23 protein-coding genes are annotated in these 24,115 nt (G+C 66.8%); 8 read left to right on the top strand and 15 right to left on the bottom strand.

The genetic code is table 11. The features are described from left to right. Positions 1–2: 2 nt before the first annotated feature. Complete coding sequence (locus tag ASE28_RS16285; RefSeq protein WP_057267535.1) at positions 3–296, bottom strand: DUF2917 domain-containing protein; 294 nt, start codon at positions 294–296, stop codon at positions 3–5. Positions 297–380: 84 nt separating this feature from the next. Between ASE28_RS16285 and ASE28_RS16280 the strand changes: the two genes are divergently transcribed. Then, positions 381–1,343: a LysR substrate-binding domain-containing protein gene (locus ASE28_RS16280; protein ID WP_057267534.1), complete on the top strand. Its 963-nt coding sequence runs from the start codon at positions 381–383 to the stop codon at positions 1,341–1,343. Between the two features lie 148 nt (positions 1,344–1,491). Then, positions 1,492–2,043 carry a hypothetical protein gene (locus ASE28_RS16275; protein WP_057267533.1) on the top strand — a complete coding sequence of 184 codons (552 nt, stop codon included), beginning with the start codon at positions 1,492–1,494 and terminating at the stop codon, positions 2,041–2,043. A 31-nt stretch (positions 2,044–2,074) separates the two neighbouring features. Here the strand turns inward: ASE28_RS16275 and ASE28_RS16270 are convergent, their stop codons facing one another. From ASE28_RS16270 to ASE28_RS16245, 6 genes are all read right to left on the bottom strand, one after another. Beyond that, positions 2,075–2,581 carry a hypothetical protein gene (locus ASE28_RS16270; RefSeq protein ID WP_057267532.1) on the bottom strand — a complete coding sequence of 169 codons (507 nt, stop codon included), beginning with the start codon at positions 2,579–2,581 and terminating at the stop codon, positions 2,075–2,077. A gap of 328 nt (positions 2,582–2,909) precedes the next feature. After that, positions 2,910–3,695 carry a S9 family peptidase gene (locus ASE28_RS16265; RefSeq protein WP_057267531.1) on the bottom strand — a complete coding sequence of 262 codons (786 nt, stop codon included), beginning with the start codon at positions 3,693–3,695 and terminating at the stop codon, positions 2,910–2,912. Next, positions 3,679–4,863 (bottom strand): DUF3182 family protein, encoded by a 1,185-nt coding sequence (locus ASE28_RS16260; RefSeq protein ID WP_057267530.1) that lies wholly within the window; start codon positions 4,861–4,863, stop codon positions 3,679–3,681. Before ASE28_RS16260 ends, ASE28_RS16265 begins: the two co-directional genes overlap by 17 nt. A gap of 186 nt (positions 4,864–5,049) precedes the next feature. Further along, on the bottom strand, positions 5,050–8,433 hold the full coding sequence (locus ASE28_RS16255; RefSeq protein ID WP_057267529.1) for an EAL domain-containing protein: 3,384 nt from the start codon (positions 8,431–8,433) through the stop codon (positions 5,050–5,052). Positions 8,434–8,568: 135 nt separating this feature from the next. Further along, positions 8,569–10,092, bottom strand: a complete 1,524-nt coding sequence (locus ASE28_RS16250; RefSeq protein ID WP_057267528.1) for a HAMP domain-containing sensor histidine kinase — start codon at positions 10,090–10,092, stop codon at positions 8,569–8,571. After that, a complete protein-coding gene (locus ASE28_RS16245) occupies positions 10,089–10,814 on the bottom strand; it encodes a response regulator transcription factor (protein WP_057267527.1) in 726 nt (241 codons plus the stop codon). The genes ASE28_RS16250 and ASE28_RS16245 overlap by 4 nt, the downstream gene beginning before the upstream one ends. Positions 10,815–10,957: 143 nt before the next feature. On the opposite strand from ASE28_RS16245, the gene msrB reads away from it, so the two are divergent. From msrB to ASE28_RS16225, 4 genes are all read left to right on the top strand, one after another. Further along, a complete protein-coding gene (msrB, locus tag ASE28_RS16240; RefSeq protein WP_057204410.1) occupies positions 10,958–11,461 on the top strand; it encodes a peptide-methionine (R)-S-oxide reductase MsrB in 504 nt (167 codons plus the stop codon). Positions 11,462–11,472: 11 nt separating this feature from the next. Beyond that, on the top strand, positions 11,473–13,305 hold the full coding sequence (locus ASE28_RS16235) for a cytochrome c biogenesis protein DipZ (RefSeq protein WP_057267526.1): 1,833 nt from the start codon (positions 11,473–11,475) through the stop codon (positions 13,303–13,305). A gap of 59 nt (positions 13,306–13,364) precedes the next feature. Continuing rightward, positions 13,365–14,102, top strand: coding sequence for a peptide-methionine (S)-S-oxide reductase MsrA (msrA, locus tag ASE28_RS16230; protein ID WP_057267525.1), 738 nt, complete (start codon positions 13,365–13,367; stop codon positions 14,100–14,102). 131 nt (positions 14,103–14,233) lie between these two features. Next, positions 14,234–15,214, top strand: a complete 981-nt coding sequence (locus ASE28_RS16225; protein ID WP_235516145.1) for a tripartite tricarboxylate transporter substrate binding protein — start codon at positions 14,234–14,236, stop codon at positions 15,212–15,214. Between the two features lie 8 nt (positions 15,215–15,222). Here ASE28_RS16225 and ASE28_RS16220 read toward each other — a convergent pair whose 3' ends face one another. Together ASE28_RS16220 and ASE28_RS16215 are read right to left on the bottom strand one after the other, a co-directional pair. Beyond that, positions 15,223–16,254: an SDR family oxidoreductase gene (locus ASE28_RS16220; protein WP_057267523.1), complete on the bottom strand. Its 1,032-nt coding sequence runs from the start codon at positions 16,252–16,254 to the stop codon at positions 15,223–15,225. 13 nt (positions 16,255–16,267) lie between these two features. Then, positions 16,268–16,483, bottom strand: coding sequence for a hypothetical protein (locus tag ASE28_RS16215; protein ID WP_057267522.1), 216 nt, complete (start codon positions 16,481–16,483; stop codon positions 16,268–16,270). Positions 16,484–16,794: 311 nt separating this feature from the next. Between ASE28_RS16215 and ASE28_RS16210 the strand changes: the two genes are divergently transcribed. Beyond that, positions 16,795–17,217 (top strand): Fur family transcriptional regulator, encoded by a 423-nt coding sequence (locus ASE28_RS16210; RefSeq protein WP_057267521.1) that lies wholly within the window; start codon positions 16,795–16,797, stop codon positions 17,215–17,217. Between the two features lie 6 nt (positions 17,218–17,223). Here the strand turns inward: ASE28_RS16210 and ASE28_RS16205 are convergent, their stop codons facing one another. The 4 genes from ASE28_RS16205 to ASE28_RS16190 are packed head-to-tail and all read right to left on the bottom strand — an operon-like array spanning position 17,224 to position 21,937. Further along, a complete protein-coding gene (locus ASE28_RS16205; protein WP_057267520.1) occupies positions 17,224–18,414 on the bottom strand; it encodes a lipid-transfer protein in 1,191 nt (396 codons plus the stop codon). A gap of 11 nt (positions 18,415–18,425) precedes the next feature. Then, entirely contained in the window at positions 18,426–19,958 is a 1,533-nt protein-coding gene (locus ASE28_RS16200; RefSeq protein ID WP_057267519.1) for an AMP-binding protein, read from the bottom strand. A gap of 12 nt (positions 19,959–19,970) precedes the next feature. Further along, positions 19,971–21,107, bottom strand: coding sequence for a DUF5938 domain-containing protein (locus ASE28_RS16195; protein ID WP_057267518.1), 1,137 nt, complete (start codon positions 21,105–21,107; stop codon positions 19,971–19,973). A 23-nt stretch (positions 21,108–21,130) separates the two neighbouring features. After that, complete coding sequence (locus ASE28_RS16190; protein WP_057204391.1) at positions 21,131–21,937, bottom strand: SDR family NAD(P)-dependent oxidoreductase; 807 nt, start codon at positions 21,935–21,937, stop codon at positions 21,131–21,133. A gap of 195 nt (positions 21,938–22,132) precedes the next feature. Between ASE28_RS16190 and ASE28_RS16185 the strand changes: the two genes are divergently transcribed. After that, positions 22,133–22,810: a TetR/AcrR family transcriptional regulator gene (locus ASE28_RS16185; protein ID WP_200963955.1), complete on the top strand. Its 678-nt coding sequence runs from the start codon at positions 22,133–22,135 to the stop codon at positions 22,808–22,810. A gap of 23 nt (positions 22,811–22,833) precedes the next feature. On the opposite strand, the gene ASE28_RS16180 is transcribed toward ASE28_RS16185, so the two are convergent. Continuing rightward, positions 22,834–23,157, bottom strand: a complete 324-nt coding sequence (locus tag ASE28_RS16180) for an H-NS family nucleoid-associated regulatory protein (protein ID WP_082608124.1) — start codon at positions 23,155–23,157, stop codon at positions 22,834–22,836. A 279-nt stretch (positions 23,158–23,436) separates the two neighbouring features. Next, positions 23,437–24,057: a class I SAM-dependent methyltransferase gene (locus tag ASE28_RS16175; RefSeq protein WP_057267515.1), complete on the bottom strand. Its 621-nt coding sequence runs from the start codon at positions 24,055–24,057 to the stop codon at positions 23,437–23,439. Between the last annotated feature and the right edge of the window lie 58 nt (positions 24,058–24,115).

Genomic DNA, 24,115 nt, shown 5'->3' with positions numbered 1-24,115 from the left:
CCTCAAGCGCCCGCCGCCAGGGGTGACGCTGGCTGGAACGGCTCCGGACGGCGCTGCAGGAGGCGCACGGCGGGTCTATCACCCGCTGGCGGCTCGATGAGCAGGCGCGCTGGTGCTAGGGCATACACCAGCGCCCTCTTGTGCTCGGGGGTGGAAAAACTCTCTCCTGCCTCCAGCACGACGTCGCGCGTGTCGTGGTCCAGGGTGATCCAGACCGTGCCGCTCTGGCAATGCATGCTCAGGCCCGCGGCGTCGGGCACATGGTGCAAGCCGCGGTGGGTAAGTTCGATGATCATGGTAAATGCTCCTATCCATTCGCTGATGGAATGAATATAGTGAGACGACTCTCTGTACTCAAACGGTCATTTGGAATCCTTCGCATGCCAATCCAGAATGTGAAAACGTCTTCCTCGGCCATCGGTCGGGAAGAGCTGCCGCCGCTGGACCTGCTGCGCAGCTTCGAGGCCTCGGCGCGGCACCTGAGCTTTACGCAAGCGGCGCAGGAGCTCTACCTCACCCAGTCTGCGGTCAGCCGCCAGATCCAGCAGATGGAAGCCTGGCTCGGTGTGGCCCTGTTCGAGCGCCGGCACCGGTCCCTGGTGCTCACCGAGGCGGGGGCCGTCATGCACCGGGCGGCAGTGGATGCGCTGGAGCGGCTGCGCGATGCCACCGCTCGGGTGCGCGCCGCCCCGGCCCTGCGCCAGGTGGCAATGACCTGCACCCCGGGCTTCGCATCGCTGTGGCTCATCCCCCGGCTGGCGCGCTTTACCGCGCAGCACCCGGATGTGGACGTGCGCATCTCCGCCACCCTGGAGCTTTTGGACCTGGACCGCAGCCAGCTGGACCTGGCGGTGCGCTTTTGCCCGACCGAGGATGGGCTGGGCACTCCCTTGTTTGAGGAATGGGTGGTCCCCATGTGCTCTCCTGCCCTGGCCACCAACGCAGCCAACCCCTTGCAGCAGCCCGCCGACTTGGTGCGCCACACCCTGCTCGCCGTGGACCAGCACCCTGGCATGCCGCTCACGGTGGAATGGGACCCCTGGGCGCGGCTGATGGGGGTGTCAGAAGTGCGCATGAAAAACACCGTGCGCTTCACCCAGTACGCCGATGCGGTGGCGGCGGCGATGCAGGGGCAAGGCGTGGTGATCGGCCGGCTGCCGCTGTTGGCCGAGCTGGTGGAAAGCGGCCGACTGGTGACGCCGTTCGGCAGTTGTGCCTCGTCGCAGCGCGGCTACTACATGGTGTCGGGTATTCGCGGCGGCGCCAACCCCGATGCGCAGGACTTCGTGCGATGGCTGCGCAGCGAGGTCGACGCGGCGCTGAAACCCGCCACGCTGGCCTGACCGCCCGCACCCTGTGCTGGATTTCACGGTTTCAATCAATGCTGCAAGCATGTTCCCAATCAAAACGGGTGCGCGCCCACCTTTTCCAGTAAATTGCCCCTGCGCAGCCTGGGCGCTTTCTTTTCAGGCGTGGAAAAAAGGACGCGCAATGCTGAAAGCTTTTTCGCTCAAACTACCCGGCCAGTGTCTTGTGGCCTTGTGCATTCTGGCGGGTACAGCCAACGCCAATGCCAAGGCAGTGTGCCCTCGTCCCGCCAAAGGGCCGCAGGCCACCCCAGGCATCATTCCGGCCAACACCAGGCTGATAGAAAACAAACGCTATTACTCGCCAGACAAGTCGGTGTATCTGGTTCACCAGAGCGACGGCAACCTGGTGCTGTACAAGCGGGTGAGAAGAGATGCGCAGGTAGCGCTCTGGAATGCGGGCACCTACCGCCAGGAGACCCGATGCGCGGTTTTCCAGGGCGATGGCAACCTCGTGGTTTACAACATGGTAGAAAATGCCCTGTGGAACTCGGCTGCTGATGCGAAGAAGCGCGACCGAACGTTCTGGGATTCCTTGCCTCCCTATGGAATCGACAGCAAAAGCTACCTGAGACAGTACGGCACGCCCCATCTGGCCGTACAAAATGACAACAACCTGGTTGTCTACGATGGAAGCGGAGTACCGCTGTGGGCGTCCGGAACCGCGGCGCGGTGAGGCCTGCCTTTGTCGTAACGAACCCCGACTATCAACGCCCCGCTTTGGAATGGCAGGCCATGGGCAGGTGATCGTTGGCGGCTACAAAGGGCTCGTGCAGCACCTTGCGTTTGGGTAGCGGCGCGCCTGGCAGACCAAGTGTCTTGACCTGCACGGCAGCCCTTCCATCGGCAGTGGCGCCCATTTCAAGCTGTACTGGGTCCTCTCCCGTCTGCATGTGGTGGGTCCAGGCCACGTCCGAGATCACTGCATGCTCGGCGATCACCAAACCCAGAAGATCGGTGAATTCACGTTGCTGCGATGGCTGCCATTGCACCTGGATCGTGAAACACCGGCCGTTGTTGGAGCAATTGATCGTCAGGTAGGGCTTGCCTTCCTGGCCCGTTTGCGCTTTCGCTTCGGGCTGGGCGGGCTGGTTCTTCCTGGCCCGGTTCTTGAGCGCTTCGTGGCGGAATATCTCCAGCGATGCGCCGGGGTCTTCTTCGCCGAGCACCGAGGTATCGATATGGGCGGGGACGATGGGGTTGGAACGGGACATAAAGGCACCTCACACCAGTGGGCTCCGGATATTCTGCGTACCAGAACATTCACCCTGGATCCTGTGGATCCATTGGTACTCGCAAGGTCCTGGAGCTTCGGGAAGATGCGATGGCCAAAGAGGCCATGTAGCGTACCGGCGGGTGATCGATGAATCCATGGTGGACCTGGCGTCCATTCATGGCTGTAGGACAACCACGGGGCGGCGGGCCATCCTCCCTCTGCAATGACCGTATTTCGCAAATACATTCGGCAGCGCGTTGCGAGAACATTCCAATAATCGGCAAACGCGGGAAGCTATTCACGTGCGGCCAGCGACAGGGAGCAGGTCATGGCGGCAAGTCTCCTTGGCGTGGCGAGGCGGTAACGGGCCTGGCCTTTTTACGGGCGCCGTTGAGCATTTCCTGCACCCAGTGCACCAGCATGCCGGTGTAGTCCTCTTTCCATTCGGGGCGGGTCAGCGCGTGGTCTGCACCACCGATCACCCGGTAGGTCATGGAGCGGGTCTGCAGGAAGGCCGCCCGGTAGTTCTCCAGCACCGGGTGGGGCACGACATCGTCGTTCTCGGATTCGACCAGCAACACATCCCCCTTGAACTGCGCGCTGGCTGCCAGGGCCCGGTTGCTCTGCGGTGCGATGGCACGGCTGCGGTAGGCGGCCACCTCCGCACGGTTGAGCTTGATCTTGGAGACCATCCAGTCCTCGTCCTTGTACAGCGCCGGCGCCCTGAGCGCCATCCAGCGCACGGGGCGCAGGGCGCTGAGCACTGCGGCCAGGTAGGCGCCGTAGCTGGTGCCCACCACCAGCACCGAGGCCGGGTCCACCGCCGGATGCCCCACCAACAGGTCGTAGGCCGCGAGCATGTCGTTCAGGCTGTCCTCGCGGGTCACGGTTTCGCGCTCGGCCCGGTCGTTGGCATGGCCGCGCAAATCGAAGGTCAGGCAGATGCAGCCCAGGGCTGCAATCTGGTGCGCCCGCTCGATGTACTGCGTCTGGCTGCCGTCCCAGCCGTGCACCAGCATCACGCCGGGCACCAGCACATCGGGCGCCACCAGGGTGCCCTCTATGCTGCGGCCGGCCACGGGGATGTGGATCGTCTTATGCCGTGTGGTCATGGATCTCCAGCGTGGTGTATTTGGTCAGGGGCCCGGCCTCGGGGTCGACCCCCTGGTAGTACAGCGTGGCCCCGACCGGAATGGGCTGGGGCGCACCGAACTTCTCGACACAACTGGCCCGCACCCTGCGCAGGCCCGGATCCTGGTGGAAAGCCTCCAGCGCCGCCACCTCGGCACCGCTGGCCCCGCCCACGCGCCAGGACTGCTCCAGCACCCCAGAGCACCATTGGCCCGCCGCATTCAGGCCCTGGGCTACGTCGTAGTTGATGCGCGATGCGAAAAATCCCGGGTAGCAGGTGCGCACCGCTTCGTCATAGGCCAGTGCCTGGGTCACCGCGTCGTGCAGCGGGCCCGAGGGTGTGCTGGCCAGCAGCGCATTGAAATCACCCCGCACCACCGTGAGGTCCGAGCCGCCATAGACCAGGGCCCCGCTGTTGTCAGGTGTGAGGCGTTGCGAGCCGTAGTACGAAGCCTGCAGCCCAGCCACGCGCACCTGACCGATGCTCAGCGTTTCCACCTCGGTCAGGTTGTGCTCCAGCACCACGCCGTCCCTCTCCAGCAGGCTGTCCCCCAAACTGTTCAGGCTGTTGGCCAAGGCCTCCATGGTGGTGACGACGGTCTGCCCCCGCCCACCCGTCTCACCCACCGGCTTGACGCGCAGCGGTCCAAGCGCGAACAGCGCCTCGCCAGCGCGCAGTGCATCCGCACGAGAGAACGCGGTGTAGCCGGGCAGCACCGAGCGCTTAACGAGCCGGGAGAACTCGGGGTTCCAGCCTTCCGGCGCGGCGGCCTCGAACGACACCAGGGGATGGGTGATGGCCTTGGTGGCAATGAAGGCCTGCGGCACGACACCGCCGAACAGGTCGTCCTGCCCATGCACGCCGAGTGCGTGTGCGGTGGCCATGCCCACCAGCGTGTCGCTGGGCACCAGGTAGGTGCGGCCCTGCCAGATGGGCTGTGGCAGCTCGTCGGTGCTGTAGGCACAGCCCTTGATGTCGGCCAGCCTGCGCACCAGTTCTTCGCGGGTGATCTGCTCATGGGTGCTGGCGTGCCCGCGCAGTCCCCGCGTGAATGGCATGACGGTTTCCTGGGCCTCGCGCCGCCGCATGGCCAGCGCGCTGTGGGCGGCTTCCAGACCGAGCGGAAACTCCGATGGGTGGGATGTCATGGCGGGGCCCTCCAGAATGGGTGGGCGCGCACTGCAAGAAGATTCGCAGACCCGCCATTGGCACATATTCGGTACACCAGGGCCCTGCCCTGCATGACCATGGCTACATGCTATTTTTGGAGGGGGCTACTGGCGCTTCTTGTGCGCCGCAACACGGTGTAGGACACGGGCTACAGCGCGCACGAATCAAATCACGAACATGGTCTCTGGCTGGGTACGGGCCACGGGCGCCACAAAGCCTGCAACCCAGCCCGGAAGGTCCTGCGCCGGCATGGGCCGTGCCAGAAAATAGCCCTGTCCGATGTCGCAGCCCAGGGCGGCCAGCTGATCCCAGTGCGCCTGGGTTTCGATGCCTTCGGCCACCACCTTGCGGCCCAGGTCGTGGGCCAAGTCAATGGTGGAACGCACGATCACGGCCGATGCCTTGCTCACCGACATGTTGTACACGAAGGACTGGTCAATCTTGATGAACTCCACGGGCAGCTGCTGCAGGTAGCTGAGCGACGAGTAGCCAGTACCGAAGTCGTCGATGTACAGCGCAATGCCCAGGTCGCGCAGGGCCTGCAGCACGCGCAGGGCACGCTCGGGGTCTTCCATGACGGTGGTTTCGGTGATCTCCAGCTCCAGCAGCCCCGGCGCCAGGGGCCAGGCGGTCTGCAGCTGGCGGATGGTCTGCAGCAGGGAGTCGTCACGCAGGTTGCGCGCGGACAGGTTCACGGCGATGGGCAGCACGGCCCCGCTGGCAGCCCAGCCGTGGTTGAGCCGCAAGGCGGCCTCGATCACCCACTCGGTCAGCGGTTTGATCAGCCCCGTGTGTTCGGCCAGGCCGATGAAGTCGCCCGGCATCAGCAGGCCGCGCTCTGCATGCCGCCAGCGCACCAAGCCCTCGGCCCCGCACACCCGGCCTGCGGCCATGTCGATCTTGGGCTGCAGGTACAGCGACAGGTCACCGTTCTCGATGGCGCGCCTGAGCTCACCGGCCATTTGCAGGTGGTGCGCCTGGTTGCGGTGGTGGCTCTGCGCCGGGTCAAACACCACATGCCCGAGCCCGGCCTTCTTGGCCTGGTGCACCGCCGTGTCCATGTGGCGGTACAGGTCGTGCGGGGTTTCTCCGTGCGCGGGGAACAGGGCCACCCCGGCCGTCACGGAGACTTCCATCGAGATGTCGGCAATCGGAAACGGCTGGGCCAGCACGCCGTCAACGGTGCGTACCATGGCCACCGCGGCCTGCGCATCGCACTGCGGCAGCAGGATGGCAAACTCGTCGCCGCGCAGCCGTCCCACCGTGGCAGAAGCGGGAACGGCCTGGACGAGGCGGGCCCCGACTTCCTTGAGGATCTGGTCTCCGTAGCAGAAACCCAGGGCATCGTTGATTTCGCTGAGCCGCTCCACATTGGCCTGCAGTACCGCAAACGGCTGGCCAGCGTCGATGGCGGACACCAGGGTTTCGGTGAACTGCGCCTCGTTGGGCAGGCCGGTGAGGGTGTCATAGCGGCGCATCTGCTGCATGGCCTCCTGCACCCGGGCCTGCTCGCCGCGATGGCGCAGCGTTGCCACGCCAAAGGCCAGGTCATCGGCCGACTCGACGAGGAAGGTGATCTCGTCGGGCTCGAAGATCCTCGGGCGGCTGCTGTAGATCGCCAGGGCGCCGATCACCACGCCGTCCACCCGCAGCGGGCATGCCAGTACCGAGGCCGCCGCCGGCATGCCGGCCAGCCAGGCGGGGCCATCGGGGCCGGGCGGCTCCCCTCCCCGGCCCACGCTGGCCAGACCCGAACGCACGGCATCGCCCAGCACGCCCTGGCCGGTATCGCCCGCCTCCCAGCGGGTATTCAGGGCGCGCAGCCAGGGCTGCGCCAGGGGGGCAGTGCTTTCGGCCACGGGCGCCAGAAGGCCGCCGGTGCCATCGGCGGCGTGGCACCACACCATGGCCATGGCGTAGCCGCCCGCCGTGACGATGGCCTCGCACATGTTGGAGAGCAGGCCCTGCTCGTCCACGGCGCGCAGCATGGTGCGGTTGCCGGCACTCAGGGTCTTCAGGGCCCGGGTGGTGTGCTCCAGCCGCAGCACATGGTCTTCGAGGGCGGTGTTGAGCGCCAGCACCTTCTCCTCGGCGTGCTTGCGCACCGTGATGTCGGACCCGAGCACGTAGTAGCCCAGCACCTGCCCGCTTTCATCGCACTTGGGTATGCAGTCGATGGATTGCCACATGCCGGGAAACGGCTGCCAGTCGTAGCTCTGGCGCTCTCCCTGCAGCACCCGCTCGATCATCGGGGCGGCCTGGGCATAGCGTTCCTCGCCGAGGATCTCGCGCACCGTGTGCCCTGGCACGTCCTCGCGGCCCGGGGCATAGAGCGCCTTGTGCTGCGCGTTGACATACACGTAGCGCTGCTCGGCATTGACGTAGGCCAGCACGGCCGGCACGCTGTTGATCACGCTGAAGAGGTGGTCTTCGCTGGCACGCAGCTGCGCGGTGCGCTCCTGTACCCGCTGCTCCAGCAGCGCGTTGTGCTGCACGATCGTGCGCTGGGCCTGGCGCGCCAGGGTCTCGTCGCGGAACACCAGGACGACGCCCACCACCTCTGCGTCGCTGGAGCGTATGGGGGCGGCGCTGTCCGCGATCGGGCACTCGCGCCCATCGCGCGCGATCAGCGTGGTGTGGTTGGCCAGCTCATGCACCACGCCGGTGGCCAGCACCTGGGCCACGGGCACCACCGCAGGCTCGCGGGTGATCTCGTTGATGATGCGGAACACCACGTCGATGGGCAGGCCGCGCGCCATCTCGAAAGTCCAGCCGGTCAACTGCTCGGCCACCGGGTTCATCCGGGTGATGCGGCCTTCGGTGTCGGTGGCCAGCACGGCATCGCCTATGGAGTGCATGGTGGTGGCCAGGCTTTCCTCGCTGTCTTCCAGGGCGCGCTGGGTCTGGCGGGTTTCGCCTAACTGGCGCCTGATCAGCGCATAGGCGCCCCCCAGCAGCCCCACCAGCAACAGCGCCACCACCCCGTTGGCCAGCAGCAGCAGGCGCCGGGTATGCAGCTGCGCTTCGGTGCGCTCACGCAGCAGCGCGGCCTCTTCGAACTCCAGGCCGCGCAGCAACTCGTGGATGCGGTCGCGCGTCTTCTGCAGGGGGGCCGTGGCCACATAGGCATTGGCGGCCTCAGGCCCCTGGGTCTTGCGCAGCATTTCCACCCGGCGGGAGATGGCCAGCCGCTCGTCCACCATCTGGCGCAAAAGGGTCCAGCGCTCCTGCTGCAGCGGGTTGTCTGCGGTGAGCTGGCGCAGTTGCGACAGCATGGCCTCGCGGGCCTCGGCCGTGGCATCGCGCTCGGCGATGTGCGCGGGGTCTCCGGTGATGCGAAAGCTCTGCGTGCTCAGCTCGATCTGCAGGGTGTTGGCGCGGATATGGGCCACGTTGCCCAGCACCTGGTGCGTGTGGGCCACCCAATGGGTCGCCTCTTCGGCGTCATCGGCCAGCTTCCAGCCCATCACCGTGACGCCGGCCACCACTACGGCGGCAGCGATGAACGCCGCCAGAACCTTCGATTCGAAGCTCGAGCGCAGCAGCAATGGGCCTCCCCCCAAACCCTGTTATGTCAGGATGACCTATTCTTACACCCGACAGGCGGTTGGCGGTAGCAAAAAATTACATTGCGCAGACCGCTAGCGGTGTTGTCCTACAGGGCCGGCCCTAGGTGAAAACGCTTAGCGCGGCAGCGCTGGAGGGGCCACATCTCTCTCTTCGATGTGCAGGGGCCTGCCGGTTGGCCCGGCGGCCCAGGGCAAGGTGAACCGGAATGCCGCTCCCGGCGCCGGACTCTCGACCAGTGCGATCTGGCTGCCATGCAGCGCCAGGATGCGGTGCGCAATGCGCAGCCCCAGGCCTCCGCCGCGCCGCGATCCGCCCATGGTGAAGGGGCGCTCGAACAGTCCCTCGCGCAGCTCCGGTGCAATGCCGGGACCGGTGTCCTGCACCTGCACGGCCAGGGCATCGCCCTGCCGGGCCAGCACCACCGTCACGGTACCGCCTGGCGGGGTATGGCGCAGGGCGTTGTCCAGCAGGTTCGTCAGCACCCGCTCGACCAGGCCCAGGTCGGCGTGCACCGGTGGCAGTTGCGGCGCGATGTTCGCCTGCAGGGCCACCTGGCGCTCCTGCGCTGCCAGCTCGAACTTCTGGAACACGTCCTGCACCAGGTCGGCCATAGCAAAGGGCTCCGCCTCTGGCTGGACAAAGCCGTATTCGAGCCGCGCCAGCTCGAACAGGCTTTGCGCCAGCGCGCCCACCTTGCGGCTCTGGTCCAGGGCGATGCCCAGGTAGCGCCGGCGCTCGGCCGGCTGCAGCGTGGCGTCCTTGAGCAGCAGGGTCTCCAGGTAGCCGTGCAGCGAGGACAGCGGCGTGCGCAGGTCGTGCGAGACATTGGCGATGAGCTCACGGCGCTCCTGGTCCTGGCGGCTGAGCACCTGCCATTGCTCGCCGATGCGCGCCACCATCTGGCGGTAGGCGGCGCCGAGCACGGCGATCTCGTCGCGGCTGTCTGCAGGGGCCGGCGCCGGTGCCGGCATGGGCGGCGGCGCACCGGTCATGTCGAAATGGCGCACGGTGTCGGTCAGGCGGCGCAGCGGCCGCGTGATCAGGGTGAAGGCCACGAGGCCCGCCGCCAGGCACAGCAGCGCCACCATGGCGATGGACCACAGCGCCGTGGTCAGCACCGCGTTGGTGGAGCCCTGCGCCGCCACCAGGTCGTGCGCCTCACCGAGCAGCACCACGTAGATGAAGCCCACGTCGCGCCCATGCACGCGCAGCGGCGCGGCGCTGAAGACCTTGCGCCCATCGGTGCTGCGTGGGTCGTCGGCCAGGATGGGCAGCGGCGCACCATCGATCATTCGGCGCACGGGCGCCAGATCGATGCGGTCGCGGCGCAGCCGGCCCTCGGGTGCGGCGTGGCCGGCAATGCGGCCATCGGGTTCGAGCAGGTACACCTCCACACTCGGGTTGACCACCATGAGCTGGCTGAACAGCTTGCGCACGGCATCGGGCATGAGGCCATTGGCATCGGTGAGCTGGGCGTCGCGGGCAATGCTTTCGGCCAGGTCGCGCGAGAGGCCCTGCACCACCTCCAGCTCGTGCATGCGGTTGGAGCGCACCTGCATCCAGGCCGAGGTGCCGCTGCACACCAGCAGCAGCACGGCGAAAACCAGCGACAGCCGCTGCGTCAGGGTGAGTCTCATGGCGTGCCCTCGGGGCTGGCGAACTTGTAGCCGCGCCCCCATACGGTGAGGATGCGCGCCGGCTGGGCCGGGTCGGCCTCGATCTTGGCACGCAGGCGGTTGATGTGGGTGTTGACCGTGTGCTCATAGCCCTCGTGCTGGTAGCCCCACACGGCATTGAGCAGATCCATGCGTGAGAACACCTTGCCCGGCTGGCGCGCAAAGAAGTACAGGAGGTCGAATTCGCGCGGCGTCAGGTCGAGGCGCTGGCCTGCGAGCCGCGCGTCGCGCGCCACGGGGTCCATGGCCAGGCCGGCCACCGACAGGCTGCCCGCCTGCTGGCGCGCGTTCTGCGCCATGGCCTCGGCCCGGCGCAGCAAGGCCCGCACGCGGGCCACGAGTTCGAGCACCGAGAACGGCTTGGGCAGGTAGTCGTCGGCGCCGATCTCCAGGCCCAGGATGCGGTGCACCTCGCTGGCCCGCGCGCTGATGATGATGATGGGCACGTAGCGCGGCATGGCGCGGGCGCGCCGGCAGATTTCCAGGCCATCCACCCCGGGCAGCATCAGGTCCAGCACCAGCGCGTCCCATTCGCCGCCGCGCGTGAGCTGCTCCAGGCCGTCGTCGCCCCGCGCGCAATGCACGACCTGCAGCCCTTCGTCGCGCAGGTGCATGGTCAGCAGGTCGGCGATATGGGCATCGTCTTCGACCAGCAGCACGCGTTTGGAGGGGGGTATGGACATGAAAAGGCAGGTAAGCGAGGGATGCCCAGCATTGTGCGCAATCGCAGCCTGCCGAGTTATCACGAATTATTGAAGTTTGCGTGAGGACTTCGCGATGGAGCCCGGCCTAAGCTCCGGCCAACCCCCTACCGACCGAGGACCCCATGACCACCACCCGCCGCCATCTCCTGTTCACCGGCAGCGCCAGCGCACTGGCCCTGGCCGCCTGGTTCTCGCCGCGCCGCGCCCCGGCAGCAGCCGCCACCAGCGAGGTTTTCGAGGTGACCCTCACCGACGCCCAGTGGCGCGCCAAGCTCACGCCCGCGCAATACGCCGTGCTGCGCCACGAAAACACCGAGCGGCCCGGCAGCAGCCCGCTCAACCAGGAGCACCGCGCCGGCACCTTCGCCTGCGCGGGCTGCGCCCTGCCGCTGTTTTCTTCCAAGACCAAGTTCGACAGCGGCACCGGCTGGCCCAGCTTCTGGAAGCCGCTGGACAATGCCGTGGCCACGCGCACTGACCGCACCCTGGGCATGGCGCGCACCGAGGCGCACTGCCGCCGCTGCGGCGGCCACCTGGGCCATGTGTTCAACGACGGCCCCCAGCCCACCGGCCTGCGCTACTGCATGAACGGCCTGTCGCTCACATTCGCGGCCGGCGCTGCCTGAGGACCGACGCCATGCTGCTCATCCTTTTGGCCTACCTGGGCGGTGTGCTGACCATCGTCAGCCCCTGCATCCTGCCCGTGCTGCCGTTTGTCTTCTCGCGTGCCAGCCAGCCGTTCGTGCGCAGCGGCCTGCCCTTGCTGGCCGGCATGGCGCTGACCTTCGCGGCCGTGGCCACGCTGGCCGCCGTGGGCGGCGGCTGGGTGGTGGCCGCCAACCAGTATGGCCGCTGGGCAGCACTGGTGCTGGTGGCGGTGTTCGGCCTGGCCCTGGTGTGGCCGGGCCTCGCCGACCGCATGGCGCGCCCCCTGGTCGCTGCGGGCGACCGCCTGTCGCAGACGGCCCAGGGCGATGGCCAGCCGCGCGTGGGCGCTTCGCTGTTGCTCGGCGTGGCCACGGGCCTGCTGTGGGCCCCCTGCGCCGGGCCGGTGCTCGGCCTGATCCTGACGGGCGCCGCACTGAAGGGTGCCAGCGTGGGCACCAGCCTGCTGTTGCTGGCCTATGCGGCCGGCGCGGCCACGTCGATGGCGGCGGCCCTGCTGCTCGGTGGCCGGGTGTTTGCCGCACTCAAGCGCTCGCTGGGTGTGGGCGAGTGGGTGCGCCGCGGCCTGGGCGCCGCGATGCTGGCCGGTGTCGCCGCGATTGCGCTGGGGCTGGACACAGGGGTGCTGGCCCGGCTGTCGACGGCATCCACCGGGGGTATCGAGCAGGCCCTGGTGAACCGGCTGGGCAACGAACCCCAGGGCGGCGCCATGGCCATGGGCGGCGGCCCGTCGATGATGATGCAAGGCGGCGGTGCCATGATGGCAGCCGCTGGCGCCGAAGGGGCCGGCCCTTCCATGATGGCTGTCGGCAACGCTGCGGCCGGGCGCTTGCCGGACCAGGGCGAGGTGCCCTCGCTCGACGGTGCCGTGCAATGGCTCAACTCGCCCGCGCTCACCACGGCCGGCCTGCGCGGCAAAGTGGTGTTGGTGGATTTCTGGACTTATTCGTGCATCAACTGCCTGCGCGCCATGCCTTATGTGAAGGCCTGGGCCGAGAAGTACAAGGACCAGGGCCTGGTGGTGGTCGGCGTGCATGCGCCCGAGTTCGCCTTCGAGCGCGACGCCGCCAATGTGGCCAAGGCCGTGCGCGACCTGGGCATCACCTACCCCGTAGCCATCGACAACAACTACGCCATTTGGCGCGCCTTCCAGAACCGCTACTGGCCCGCGCACTACCTGATCGACGCCCAGGGCCGCATGCGCTACCACCACTTCGGCGAGGGCAACTATGCCGAGTCGGAGCGCGCCATCCAGCAACTGCTGCGCGAGGCCGGCACCGCCGCAACACCGGTGCGGGACGGCCTGGCCCAGGTGGCCGCCCAGGGCGTGCACCAGCCGGCCGACCTCGGCGCGGTGCGCTCGCAAGAAACCTACCTGGGCTATGAGCGGGCCGAGCATTTCGCCTCGGCCGAGCCTGCGGTGCGCGACCGGGCGGCCACCTATACCGCCCCCGCCCGCCCGGCGCTCAATGCCTGGGGCCTGGCCGGCCAGTGGACGGTGGGCGCCGAGCGTGCCACCCTGGCTGCCGGCAGCGGCCGCATCGTCTACCGCTTCCAGGCGCGGGACCTGCACCTGGTGCTGGGGCCGGGCACCGGCGGCAAGCCCGTGCGCTTCAAGGTCACGGTCGATGGCCAGGCCCCTGGCGAATCGCGTGGCATCGACGTGGCCGCCGACGGCATAGGCACGGTGACCGACCAGCGCCTGTACCAGCTGGTGCGCCAGGGCGGCGAGGTGCGCGAACGCACCTTCAGCATCGAATTCCTGGATGCCCCTGTCGACGCCTACGCCTTTACCTTCGGTTGAGCACATTTCCTGCGAACCCGCATCACACTCCCACCCCCTTCCATAAAGGCGCTCTCACCATGAAAACGACCCCTTCCACGGCATCCACTCCCAGCCGGCGCGGCCTGCTGCAGCTTCTGGCCGGTGGCGCCACGCTGGCCGGCGGCGCCCTGCTGTTCCAGAACCTGGCCCACTCCGCCGAAGAGGCCGTGGTGATCCCGCCTCCCGCGCAGGACCTGCCCGCCGGCAATGCCAAGGTGGAAAAGGCCATCTTCGCAGGCGGCTGCTTCTGGGGCGTGCAGGGCGTGTTCCAGCATGTCCAGGGGGTGCAGAAAGCCGTGTCGGGCTACAGCGGCGGCTCGGCCGCCACGGCCACCTACAGCCTGGTGAGCAGCGGGCGCACGGCGCACGCCGAATCGGTGGAGATCAGCTACGACCCCGCACAGGTGAGCTACGGCGCCCTGCTGCAGATCTTCTTTTCGGTGGTGCACGATCCGACCCAGCTCAACCGCCAGGGGCCGGATTCGGGCACGCAGTACCGCTCGGCCATCTTTGCCGCCAGCCCCGAGCAGGAAAAGGTGGCGCGCGCCTACATCGCCCAGCTCGATGCGCTCAAGGTGTTCAAGAAACCCATCGCCACGCGCATCGAAAGCGGCCCGAGCTTCTTCGCGGCCGAGGCCTACCACCAGGATTTTCTGACCGAGAACCCGCGCCACCCCTACATCGTGGTCAACGACCTGCCCAAGGTGGCGCACCTCAAGCGGCTGTTTGCCGCCCGCTACCGCGCTGAGCCCGCGCTGGTCAAGCGCGCGGCGTAGTCGCGCCGCATCGCCCCTTGCGGACAGCGGCTCCCAATGGAGCCATTCGGCACCAACCGGTGCCAAAGCGGCACCTCGCACCTTTGCATCGAATGTAACCATGGGTAACCCAATTCACCCACAGGGATACCATGGACACGATGATTTTGAAGAAGGTCCGGACCGTTGTTTCAGTGCATGTGCTGGCCCTGTCCAGCATGGCGGCCTGGGCGCAGGACTACCCGTGGAAGGCCATCACCCTGGTGGTGGGCTACCCGGCAGGCGGCAGCGTGGACCTGGTGGCACGGGCCATTGCGCCCGGCCTGTCGCGCCGGCTGGGCCAGCCGGTGAACGTGGAGAACATCCCTGGCACCAGCGGAGCGCTGGCCGCGGCCCGGGTGGCCCTGGCCGAGCCGGACGGGCACACACTGCTGCTTGGCTCGCCCGCCGAGGTGGGCATCAACCACCTGGTGAGCCGCCGGCGCGACGGCTACAACCCGCTCAAGGACTCCACGCCCATCGGCCTTATCGGCAGCCAGCCGCTGGTGCTGGTGGCCGGCAGGAAGACGCCGGTGGCCAGCATCGAGGAATTCCTGCGCGCCACGGCCGAGGCGCCCGCGCCCATGCGCTATGCCTCGTCGGGCATGGGTACACCGCTGCACCTGGCGGGCGAGACCATTCGCCAGCAATCAGGGGTGCGCATGGCGCATGTGCCTTCGCGCGGTGCCGGTGCCATGCTCGCGAATCTGGACAGCGGCGACGTGGACTTTGCGGTGATGGTGCTTTCCAGCGCCCTGCCCCATATCAAGGACGGCAAGGTCAAGGCCATTGGCGTGACAAAGCTGGAGCGCTCTGCGGCGGCGCCCCAGATCCCGGCCCTGGCAGAGAATGCGCGGTTCAAGGGGGTCGATGCAGGTGTCTGGTTCGGCCTGCTGGGCCCCGGCAAGCTGCCGCCGGCCACCACCACCCGGTTGCGCGAGGACTTGCAGCAGTTGCTCAAGGCGCCCGAACTGCGCAAGACGCTCGAAGCCGCGGGCTTGACCATGATGGAAGGCACGGATTTCGTGCCCTTCCTGCAGGCTGAGATCCAGAAGTTCAGGCGCGTGGTGGAGTTCGCGAACATCCGCAATTGAGCGGAGCCTTAGCCCCCGTCGCCTGCATTGCCGGTGATGGGCAAAACGATGCCGGTGATGTAACTCGAGCAGCACGGCGCGGCCAGGAACACATAGGCCGGCGAAATCTCCTCGGGCTGCGCGGGCCGCCCCATCTGCGTGCTGGCGCCGAACTGGGCGATGTCTTCGGGCGTCTTGTCGGCCGGGTTCAGCGGTGTCCATACCGGGCCTGGGGCTACGGCGTTCACGCGGATGCCCTTGTCGGCCAGGTTGTGCGCCAGGGCTTTGGTGAAGGCGTGGATGGCGCCCTTGGTGGCCGAATAGTCGAGCAACTCCTTGCTGCCGCGCAGGCCTGTGACGGAACCTGTGTTGATGATGGCATCGCCCCGGTTGAGGTGCGGCAGCGCAGCCTTGGCCATGTGGAAGTAGCCGTAGATGTTGGTCCTGAAGGTCTCGTCGAAACGCTCTTCGGTCAGGTCTTCGAGCGAGCTGGCATGCTCCTGGAAGGCCGCATTGTTCACCAACAGGTTGAGCTTGCCAAAGGCCTTGACGGTCTTGGCAACGGCACCTTTGCAAAAGCGTGCGCTTTTCACGTCGCCGGAGATGGCGACGCAGCGCCGGCCTTCCGCCTTCACCAGTTCGATGGTGCGCTTCGCATCTTCGTGCTCGTTGAGGTAGACGATGGCCACGTCGGCGCCCTCGCGCGCGAACAGCACGGCCACGGCCCGACCGATGCCCGAGTCGCCGCCGGTGATGAGGGCCGACATGCCTTCGAGCTTGCCGCTGCCCTTGTAGTGCGGGGCCTCGAAACGCGGAGGCAGAGCCATGCGCGCCTCGATGCCGGGCTTGGCCAGCGGCTGGCTGGGCAGGGGCGTCCCGGGTTCGGCCCGACCAGGGCCCGGGGCCACGGCCTTTTTCTTCGGTTGAGCCAGCTTCTTGCTTGCAGATGCCTTCTTTTTGGAGGCGTCCTTGGCATCCTGCTCGGCCTGGATGCGTTTTTGCTTCTTGGCGGTCTGCTCCACAGAGGCACTCTTGCGCGGGGATGCGGTGGATTTCTTCATGGCACCGCCCCCTTTACTTGAGCCACTTGCGCTGCGGCCGGGGCTGTACGGTGACATCCACGGTCTTGTGCACGCCCGGTTGACCGGTGGCAGGGTCGGTTTCGACAACCTCTTCGAGGTCAATGTCCTGCACTTCCGAGTGTGTCTCTTCCTCCAGGTCTTCCAGAATGTTGTCGATCTTGCGTTCGGCCTTGTCGACTTCGGCTTTGGGGAGCGGTGTGGTGCGCATGGGCTACTCCTAAGGGGAATGCACCATTCTTGCCAGCCCACCGCCGCCCGCCTGTCATCCATTGCCGACGATGGGCCGCCTTTCTATGCCGACACCAGCGCTTCAGAAATCGATGAGCAGGCACTGGAAGACCCAGTCAAAATTCGACACTCACAAAAGATAATGAATTTTCTTCATTATTAATAGTGACCGAGCGGAAAAATGCTGCTGCCTTGTATTCAGGGAGTTGCCTTGCGTGGCACAGGCGTGCACCTGAGGTTTCCCTGATAATTGGTTATCAACAACAAGTCCTGCGGCACCGGCCCCACCCCATGGAACGATCCACCCGGCAACGCACCGCCATCCTGGCGGCCATTGCAGACGCCCAACGCCCACTCACGCCGCAGGAGGTGCTGGAGAGCGCACGCGAAGCCGTGCAGGGGCTGGGCATGGCCACGGTCTACCGCAACATCAAGGCGCTGCTGGAGGATGGATCGCTGCAGGCCGTGCACCTGCCAGGCGAAAGCCCGAGGTACGAAGCCGCCGAGCACGACCATGGCCACCACCACCACTTTCAGTGCACGGCGTGCTCGCGCGCGTTCGACGTGCACAACTGCCCCGGCGACCTGCGTGACCTGGCGCCCAAGGGTTTCACGGTGGAGCGGCACGAACTGACCTTGTACGGCCGCTGCGCCGATTGCGCAAAGGCAGCAGCCGCCCCGAAGCCCCGGGGCAAAACAGCGGCTACGGCCTGATCGGCTTCAGGCCGATTGGTACAGGGTCACCACGCAGGCCCCTCCCAGGCCCAGGTTGTGCTGCAGTGCGGTGCGTGCGCCGGGCACCTGGCGGTCCTCGGCCGTGCCGCGCAACTGGTGCGTGAGCTCGTAGCACTGGGCCAGTCCCGTGGCACCGAGCGGATGGCCCTTGGATAGCAGCCCACCCGAAGGGTTGGTGACCACCCTGCCGCCATAGGTGTTGTCGCCCGCATCTATGAAGGCGGCCGCGCCACCCGGCGGGCACAGGCCCAGGGCCTCGTAGCTGATGAGTTCGTTCTGCGCAAAGCAGTCGTGCAGTTCCACCACGTCCAGGTCTTCGGGGCCGATGCCGGCCTGCTCATATACCTTGTGCGCTGCCGCTGCCGTCATGCCGTAGCCCACCAGGTTCATCATGTCGTGGCTGTCGAAGGCATCGGGCCGGTCGGTGGTCATGGCCTGGGCGGCAATGAACACGTCGGTGCGCAAGCCGTGGCGTCTGGCAAAGCCTTCGGACACCAGCACCGCCGCCGCCGCGCCGCAGGTCGGCGGGCAGGCCATGAGCCGGGTGAGCACGCCGGGCCAGAGCATGGGCGCGTTCATCACGTCCTGCACCGACAGCTCCTTGCGCAACAGCGCCAGCGGGTTGCGCGCGGCGTGGCGGCTGGCCTTGGCGCGCACCTTGGCAAAAGATTCGAGCGGCGTGCCGTACTTGTGCATATGGCTCTGCCCTGCCCCGCCAAAGTAGCGCAGCGCCAGGGGCAACTCGGGCATGCCGACCAGCTCGGCAGCCTCGCGGTCGAAGTCCTCGAAGGGGCTGGGCCGGTCATTGAACACGGTGCCGAGGGCGCCCGGGCTCATCTGTTCGAAGCCCAGGGCCACCACGCATTCGGCCGCGCCGCTCGCTATGGCCTGGCGCGCGAGGAACAGTGCCGTGGAGCCGGTCGAGCAGTTGTTGTTGACGTTGAAGACCGGAATGCCGGTCATGCCCAGGCCATAGACGGCCTTCTGGCCGCTGGTGGAATCGCCGTAGACGTAGCCGACATAGGCCTGTTCGATGGCGCCGTAGGCGATGCCCGCGTCCTGCAGCGCCAGCCGCCCGGCCTGGCCTGCCATCTCCGGGTAGGGTGCGCTGGCGCCCGGTTTGGCGAACGGGATCATGCCCACGCCCGCGATGAATGCCTTGTGTGCCGTAGCCATAGCCTGCTTTCTCAGCGCGCCAGAACGGCGGCGCGGATGTCCTTCTTCATCACCTTGCCCACCTTGGAGCGCGGCAAATCGGGCCAGATCTCCACCAGCTTGGGCGCCTTCACGCTGCCGATGCGCGCCTTGACGAAGGCCATGATGTCCTCGGGCTGCACCGCACGGCCGGCATGCAGCTGCAGCACGGCCACCACCTTCTCGCCCCACTTGTCGTCGGGCAGGCCGATGACGGCGCTGTCCTGCACGTCGGGGTGCTGCATCAGGGCCTGCTCTACCTCGACCGAGTAGACGTTGAAGCCGCCGGTGATGATCATGTCCTTGGCGCGATCGACGATGAACAAGTAGCCGTCGGCATCCACCCGTCCGATGTCGCCCGTGTGGTGCCAGCCGCCCTTGCCTGCTTCGGCGGTGGCCTTGGGATCCTTGTAGTAGCCCATCATCACCAGCGAGCTGCGCACCACGATCTCGCCGGTCTCGCCTGCAGCAAGCAGCTTGCCGTCGGCATCCATGGTCGCCACCTGCACCAGCGGGCCGGGCCGGCCGGCACTGGACAGTCTCTCACGCGCCACCGAGCCGTCCGCGTGGAAATGCTCGCGCGGTGCCATCATGGAGATCATCATCGGCGCCTCGGTCTGCCCAAAGAGCTGGGCCATCACCGGGCCGATGGCCGTGAGCGCTTCTTCGAGCCGCGCCGCCGAGATCGGTGCCGCCCCGTACCAGAAGCACTGCAGCGAATCGAGCTTCGTGCTGGCCAGCTTCTCGTGCTGCAGCAGCATGTAGATCAGCGTGGGCGGCAGGAAGGTGTGCGTCACCCGATGCCGTTCGATCAATGCGAGGAAGTCGCCCAGGTCGGGCTTGGGCATGATGACCACACGCCCACCCAGAGCCATCACCGGCAGGCACAGCACCCCGGCCGCGTGGGTCAGCGGTGCCAGCGCCAGGTAGACCGGCCGGCCATCGAACGGGTAGCCCATCAGGGTCAGCGCAGACATGGTCTCCAGGTTGCGGCCCGAGAGCATGACGCCCTTGGGCTGGCCTGTGGTGCCGCCGGTGCCGGCGATCATCGCCAGGTCGTCCACGGGGGCGATGGCGATGGGTTCGTCGCCCACGCCCTCCACCCACTGCGCCCAGGAGGGTGCCCACCCGAATGCCGCATCCAGGCAGACCAACTGGCGCACCTTGGGCAGTTGCGCGCGCATCTGCTCCACCATCGGCGCATAGGCGCTGTGGAAGATGAGGCAACTGCAGTCGAAGGCGTCGAGCACAAAGCGGTTTTCGGACGCCTCGTTGCGCGGGTTCACCGGGCACCACACGGCACCTGCGCGCGAGATGCCGAACACGCAGGCAAAGGCCAGGGCGTCGTTGCTGGAGAGCACCGCCACCTTGTCGCCCGGCGCGATGCCCGAGCGCTGCAGCGCCCGCGCCACGCGGTGGCTGGTGCGCTGCACGTCGCCGTACGAGAGGTCGGCCGTGCCCATGGTCAGGCACGGCGACCCTTCGCCCAGCATGGCCCCCTTGTCGAGGTAGTCGATCAGGCGCATGGCGGGGCCCGCTCAGCGGTGCACCGTGAGCACCGGCGGCTGCACCAGGCCGAAGCTGCGCAGCGCGCCCAGCAGTTCGTGGTGGCCAAAGGCCTGGCAGCCCGAGGCAAAGCCTACGCGCCGGGGCGCCTGCTGCAGCAGCGAGGCGGCAGCAAAGGCCTGCATCAGCCCGGTCTGCTTGTAGTTGCAGTTGCCGTAGATCACGCAGTGCGCCCGCGCCAGCGGCCCCGAGGCATGCACCGAATCCACCGACTTGTTGATGCGGGGGTTCTCGCGCGGCGGCATGGAGCCCATGACGGCGGCGGCCGTCTGCGCCAGGGCGGCGTAGCGGTCGTCGTCGTTCATGCCCTCGGTGGCCTTGAGCGCGGCGGCCACGATCTGCGGCACGCCCAGCATCAGCGGCTTGTTGAATACGCCGCCCAGTACCTTGACGTTGGCCACGCGCGGGTCCTTCTTGAACCACACGGGGTGCGAGGTGCCGCCCCAGGGCAATGCCAGTGCTGCCTCGTGCTGGCCGGGGATGGCCAGACTGTAGAGGCCGGCGTCGGGCTGCCACTCCACATACTGGTTTTGCTCCAGGTAGTAGGCCTTGGACGTGGCGGCGTTGACCAGGATGGTCTGGGTGGAGGCCACCGTGGGACTGCCGCCCCAGAACACCGCGATGTCCAGGGTATCGAGCCCAGGGGTCTCCAGGCACAGCTGCGCAGCGATCTCGCCCGTGGTGTACATCTGCGCCAGGCCCGGCGACAGCAGCAGGCCGGCGGCGGCGAACTGTGCACCGTACTCGGCATCCAGCGTGATCAACCAGTCCTGCTCGCCCGTGGTGTCGGTGTAGTGGCATTTCGCGGCCAGGCAGGCCTGCACCACCTCATGGCCGAACTTGGCGAACGGCCCCACGGTGTTGAGCACGACCGAGGCGCCCTCGAACAGCGCCGTGAGCGCCTCCCGCGTATGCGCCACCTCGACCACCTCGTAGCTGGCGGTTTCGATGCCGGGCACATGCGATTGCATCGCCTCGTCGAGCTTGTCCTTGCTGCGGCCGGCGGCGATGAAGGGGATGTTGTACTCGCGCAGGTATTCGCAGACCAGCCGGCCGGTGTAGCCGGAGGCGCCGTAGACCACGACGGGTTTCTTGGTGTTGTTGGCCATGTTGTTGTCTCCTGGTGTGCTGCTCACATGCCCATGCCGCCGTCGACCGGCAAGCCGGCGCCGTTGATGAAGCGCGCAGCGTCGGAACAGAGGAAGACCACGGCATCGGCCATGTCGGCCACCTCGCCCAGGCGGCCCGAGGGCGTCTGCTCGATGATGGCGCCCACGGCGGCCTCGGGCGACGCGAACAGGCCGGCGGCGACCACGTCGGCGGCCAGCTTCATGCCCATCTCGGTGGGCACCAGGCCGGGGTAGATGCAGTTCACACGCACGCCGTAGCCGAGCTTGCCCGACTCCATGGCGGCCACGCGGGTCAGCCGGTCCACGGCCGACTTGGTAGCCGAGTAGCCGGCGATCGCCGGGAAGGCAATGGTGGCGGCGACCGAAGAGATGTTGACCACCGCCCCGCCCTTGCCTGCAGCGCCGTCCGGGCGCATGGTCCGGAAGGCGTGCTTGAGGCCCAGTGCCGTGCCCACGATGTTCACGTCGAGCATGCGGCGCAACGCATCGGGCTCGATCTCGGTCACCAGGGCCGTGACCTCGATGCCGGCGTTGTTGATGAGGATGTCGAAGCCGCCCAATGTATCGACCGTGGCCTGCACGGCGGCGGCCCAGTCGGCCTCCTGCGTCACGTCGAGCTTCACGAAGCCGGCCTTGGCCCCGCCGGTCACCGGCAGCTTGCCTGCCGCCTCCTGGCCCAGCGACGTGAGCACGTCGCCAATCATCACCGAGGCCCCGGCTGCAGCGAGTGCCTGGGCCATGCCTTCACCGAGGCCGCGCGCGCCGCCGGTGACCAGGGCCTTGCGGCCGGTCAAATCGAACTTCGTCATTGTCTTGTCTCCTGATGGATAGGTAGAGATCGCTGATTCGCAGATCGTGTTCTTCGAGGAACGGGATTGATTCTGGGAATCGACTTGACAACTGTCAAGACATTTTCTTGACAGTTGTCATAAATTCAATCGACCTGCCGCAGCCCATGCATGAAAAGACATGGCGAAGTGCCCGGCGCTGCCTACAATGGCGCGATGGAAAGAGCCCCCCGCCGTGACAAATACGCCGAGCGCCGCGCCGAACTGGGCGAGGCCGCGCTGCAGACGCTGGCCGAACTGGGCTATGCCCGCACCAGCCTGCGCGAGATCGCGCAAAACTCCGCGTTCTCGCACGGTGTGCTGCACTACTACTTCACCGACAAGCTCGACCTCATCCTGTGCAGCGTGCGCCAGTACAAGGCGCGCTGCGTCACGCGCTATGACGAGGTGACGAACAACTCCACCACCTTCGGCGAGCTGGTCGATGGCTTCGTGGCGGTGCTGGGCGAGACGGTGCGCAGTGAAGCGCCCATGCACCGGCTCTGGTACGACATCCGTTCGCAGTCGCTGTTCGAGGACGCCCTGCGCGCCGATGTGGAAGCCATCGACAAGAGCCTGGCGAACATGGTCTGGCGCGTACTCACGCGCATGTCCGAACTGGCCAGCCTGCCGGTGCGCGCGCCCATCGACCTCACCTACGCCCTGTTCGACGGCGTCTTCCAGCAGTGCCTGCTGCGGCACATGGCTGGCGATGCCAAGGCCATACCAGTCATGCAGGGCCATGTGCGCCTGCTGGTGGAGCAACTGATCGGCGCGCCGGCCGCTGCGGCACCCGCCAAGGCCACACGCAAGCGCAGGGGTAATGTCGGTTTTTGTGCAGGATCAGAATCCTGAGTCAAAATTCCCTTAGAGCACAACTACTTAGCGCCGCGGAGACGCCTCCCGCGGACCAAAAAATCTTCAAGGCGCTTGCCGTGTTCCAGGGCGTCGTTCAACCAGTTGGGGCGACGGCCTTTGCCGCCCCATGTGTTGCCCTGATCATCTTGGTACATGCCCATCTGACTGCTTAGAGGCTTAGGACTTGGGGGGGGCAGACTCGGAACAGCTTTCGTTTCAAGTGCAGCCACTTCAAACAAGTCGCCCGGCACCAATTCGAATTTGGCGATCACCTCCTTCAACAGTGGAATGATCTCCTCTGCCTCGTAAGCGTCGTTCATCGCCTCTTCCAGGCGTTTCTTCATTTGGGTCATTGTCCTAGGCACCACGATCTCCATTCAAAGAGCTTGAAAGCAGCGTAGCCCATTGTGGCGCGAGCCTCCACCGGGGCCTGGTGAATTCTCTGGAACTCCACAAGCAGTGATCCCAGGCGGGATTCATTCTGTGCCACAGAGCGCTCGCTGCGGAAACGTGTCGCGGTATCGAGGCGCTGGCACAGTGGATTGGAGGGACGGGTATGGAGGGCGTGGATGAGCTAACGGAAAACCGCCCGTCTTTGAATGCAGCCCGAAGCCACTTAGGAACTATTGCGCTTGGTGCCGGCAAAAGCAATACACGAACTGCTGAGGCGCCCCCCAGGGCGTGGTGTGGATCTCGGTGTGGCTGTCGATCAGTTCGAAGGGTGCGCCAAACCTACCGTGCAGTTCGTCGGGCGCATAGCGGGAAACCTCCAGACCGCTGCACTTCTCAGGCCCCTGCGGCCCGAATGTGCCGATGATCGCAAAGCCACCGGGCCTCAGAGCGTGCATCACCTGCGCCACATAGCGCTCACGCTGCGCATCGCTGGTGAGAAAGTGGAACACCGCGCGGTCGTGCCACACATCCACGGACGCCGCAGGCAGCCCCACCTCCAGGATATCGGCCGCAAGCCACGCCACCTCGGCGGCCCTGGGGCCCAGCCGCAGCTGCGTGACCTCCAGCGCCGTACGCGACAGGTCCAGCACCGTGATGTCCTGGTAGCCATCGGCCAGGAGGTCATCGACCAGCGTGGACTCGCCCCCGCCCACGTCGATGATGGACGCCTGCTTCGAGCGGGCCGCCCTGCGGACATAGTGCAGGGACTGCAGCAGGTGCGGCGCATACCAGCTCACCGCTTCAGGCGACTTGGTGCCGTAGACCGATTCCCAATGCGTTTCAGTGCCCATGGGGGATTCCCTGCGAACATTCAGGATGCACAGCGTATCCGATCACCGGGACCTTGCC

The sequence above is a fragment of the Acidovorax sp. Root219 genome, from assembly GCF_001428665.1.
GTDB lineage: Bacteria > Pseudomonadota > Gammaproteobacteria > Burkholderiales > Burkholderiaceae_C > Acidovorax.
This window is presented reverse-complemented; position numbering and strand designations above follow the sequence as displayed.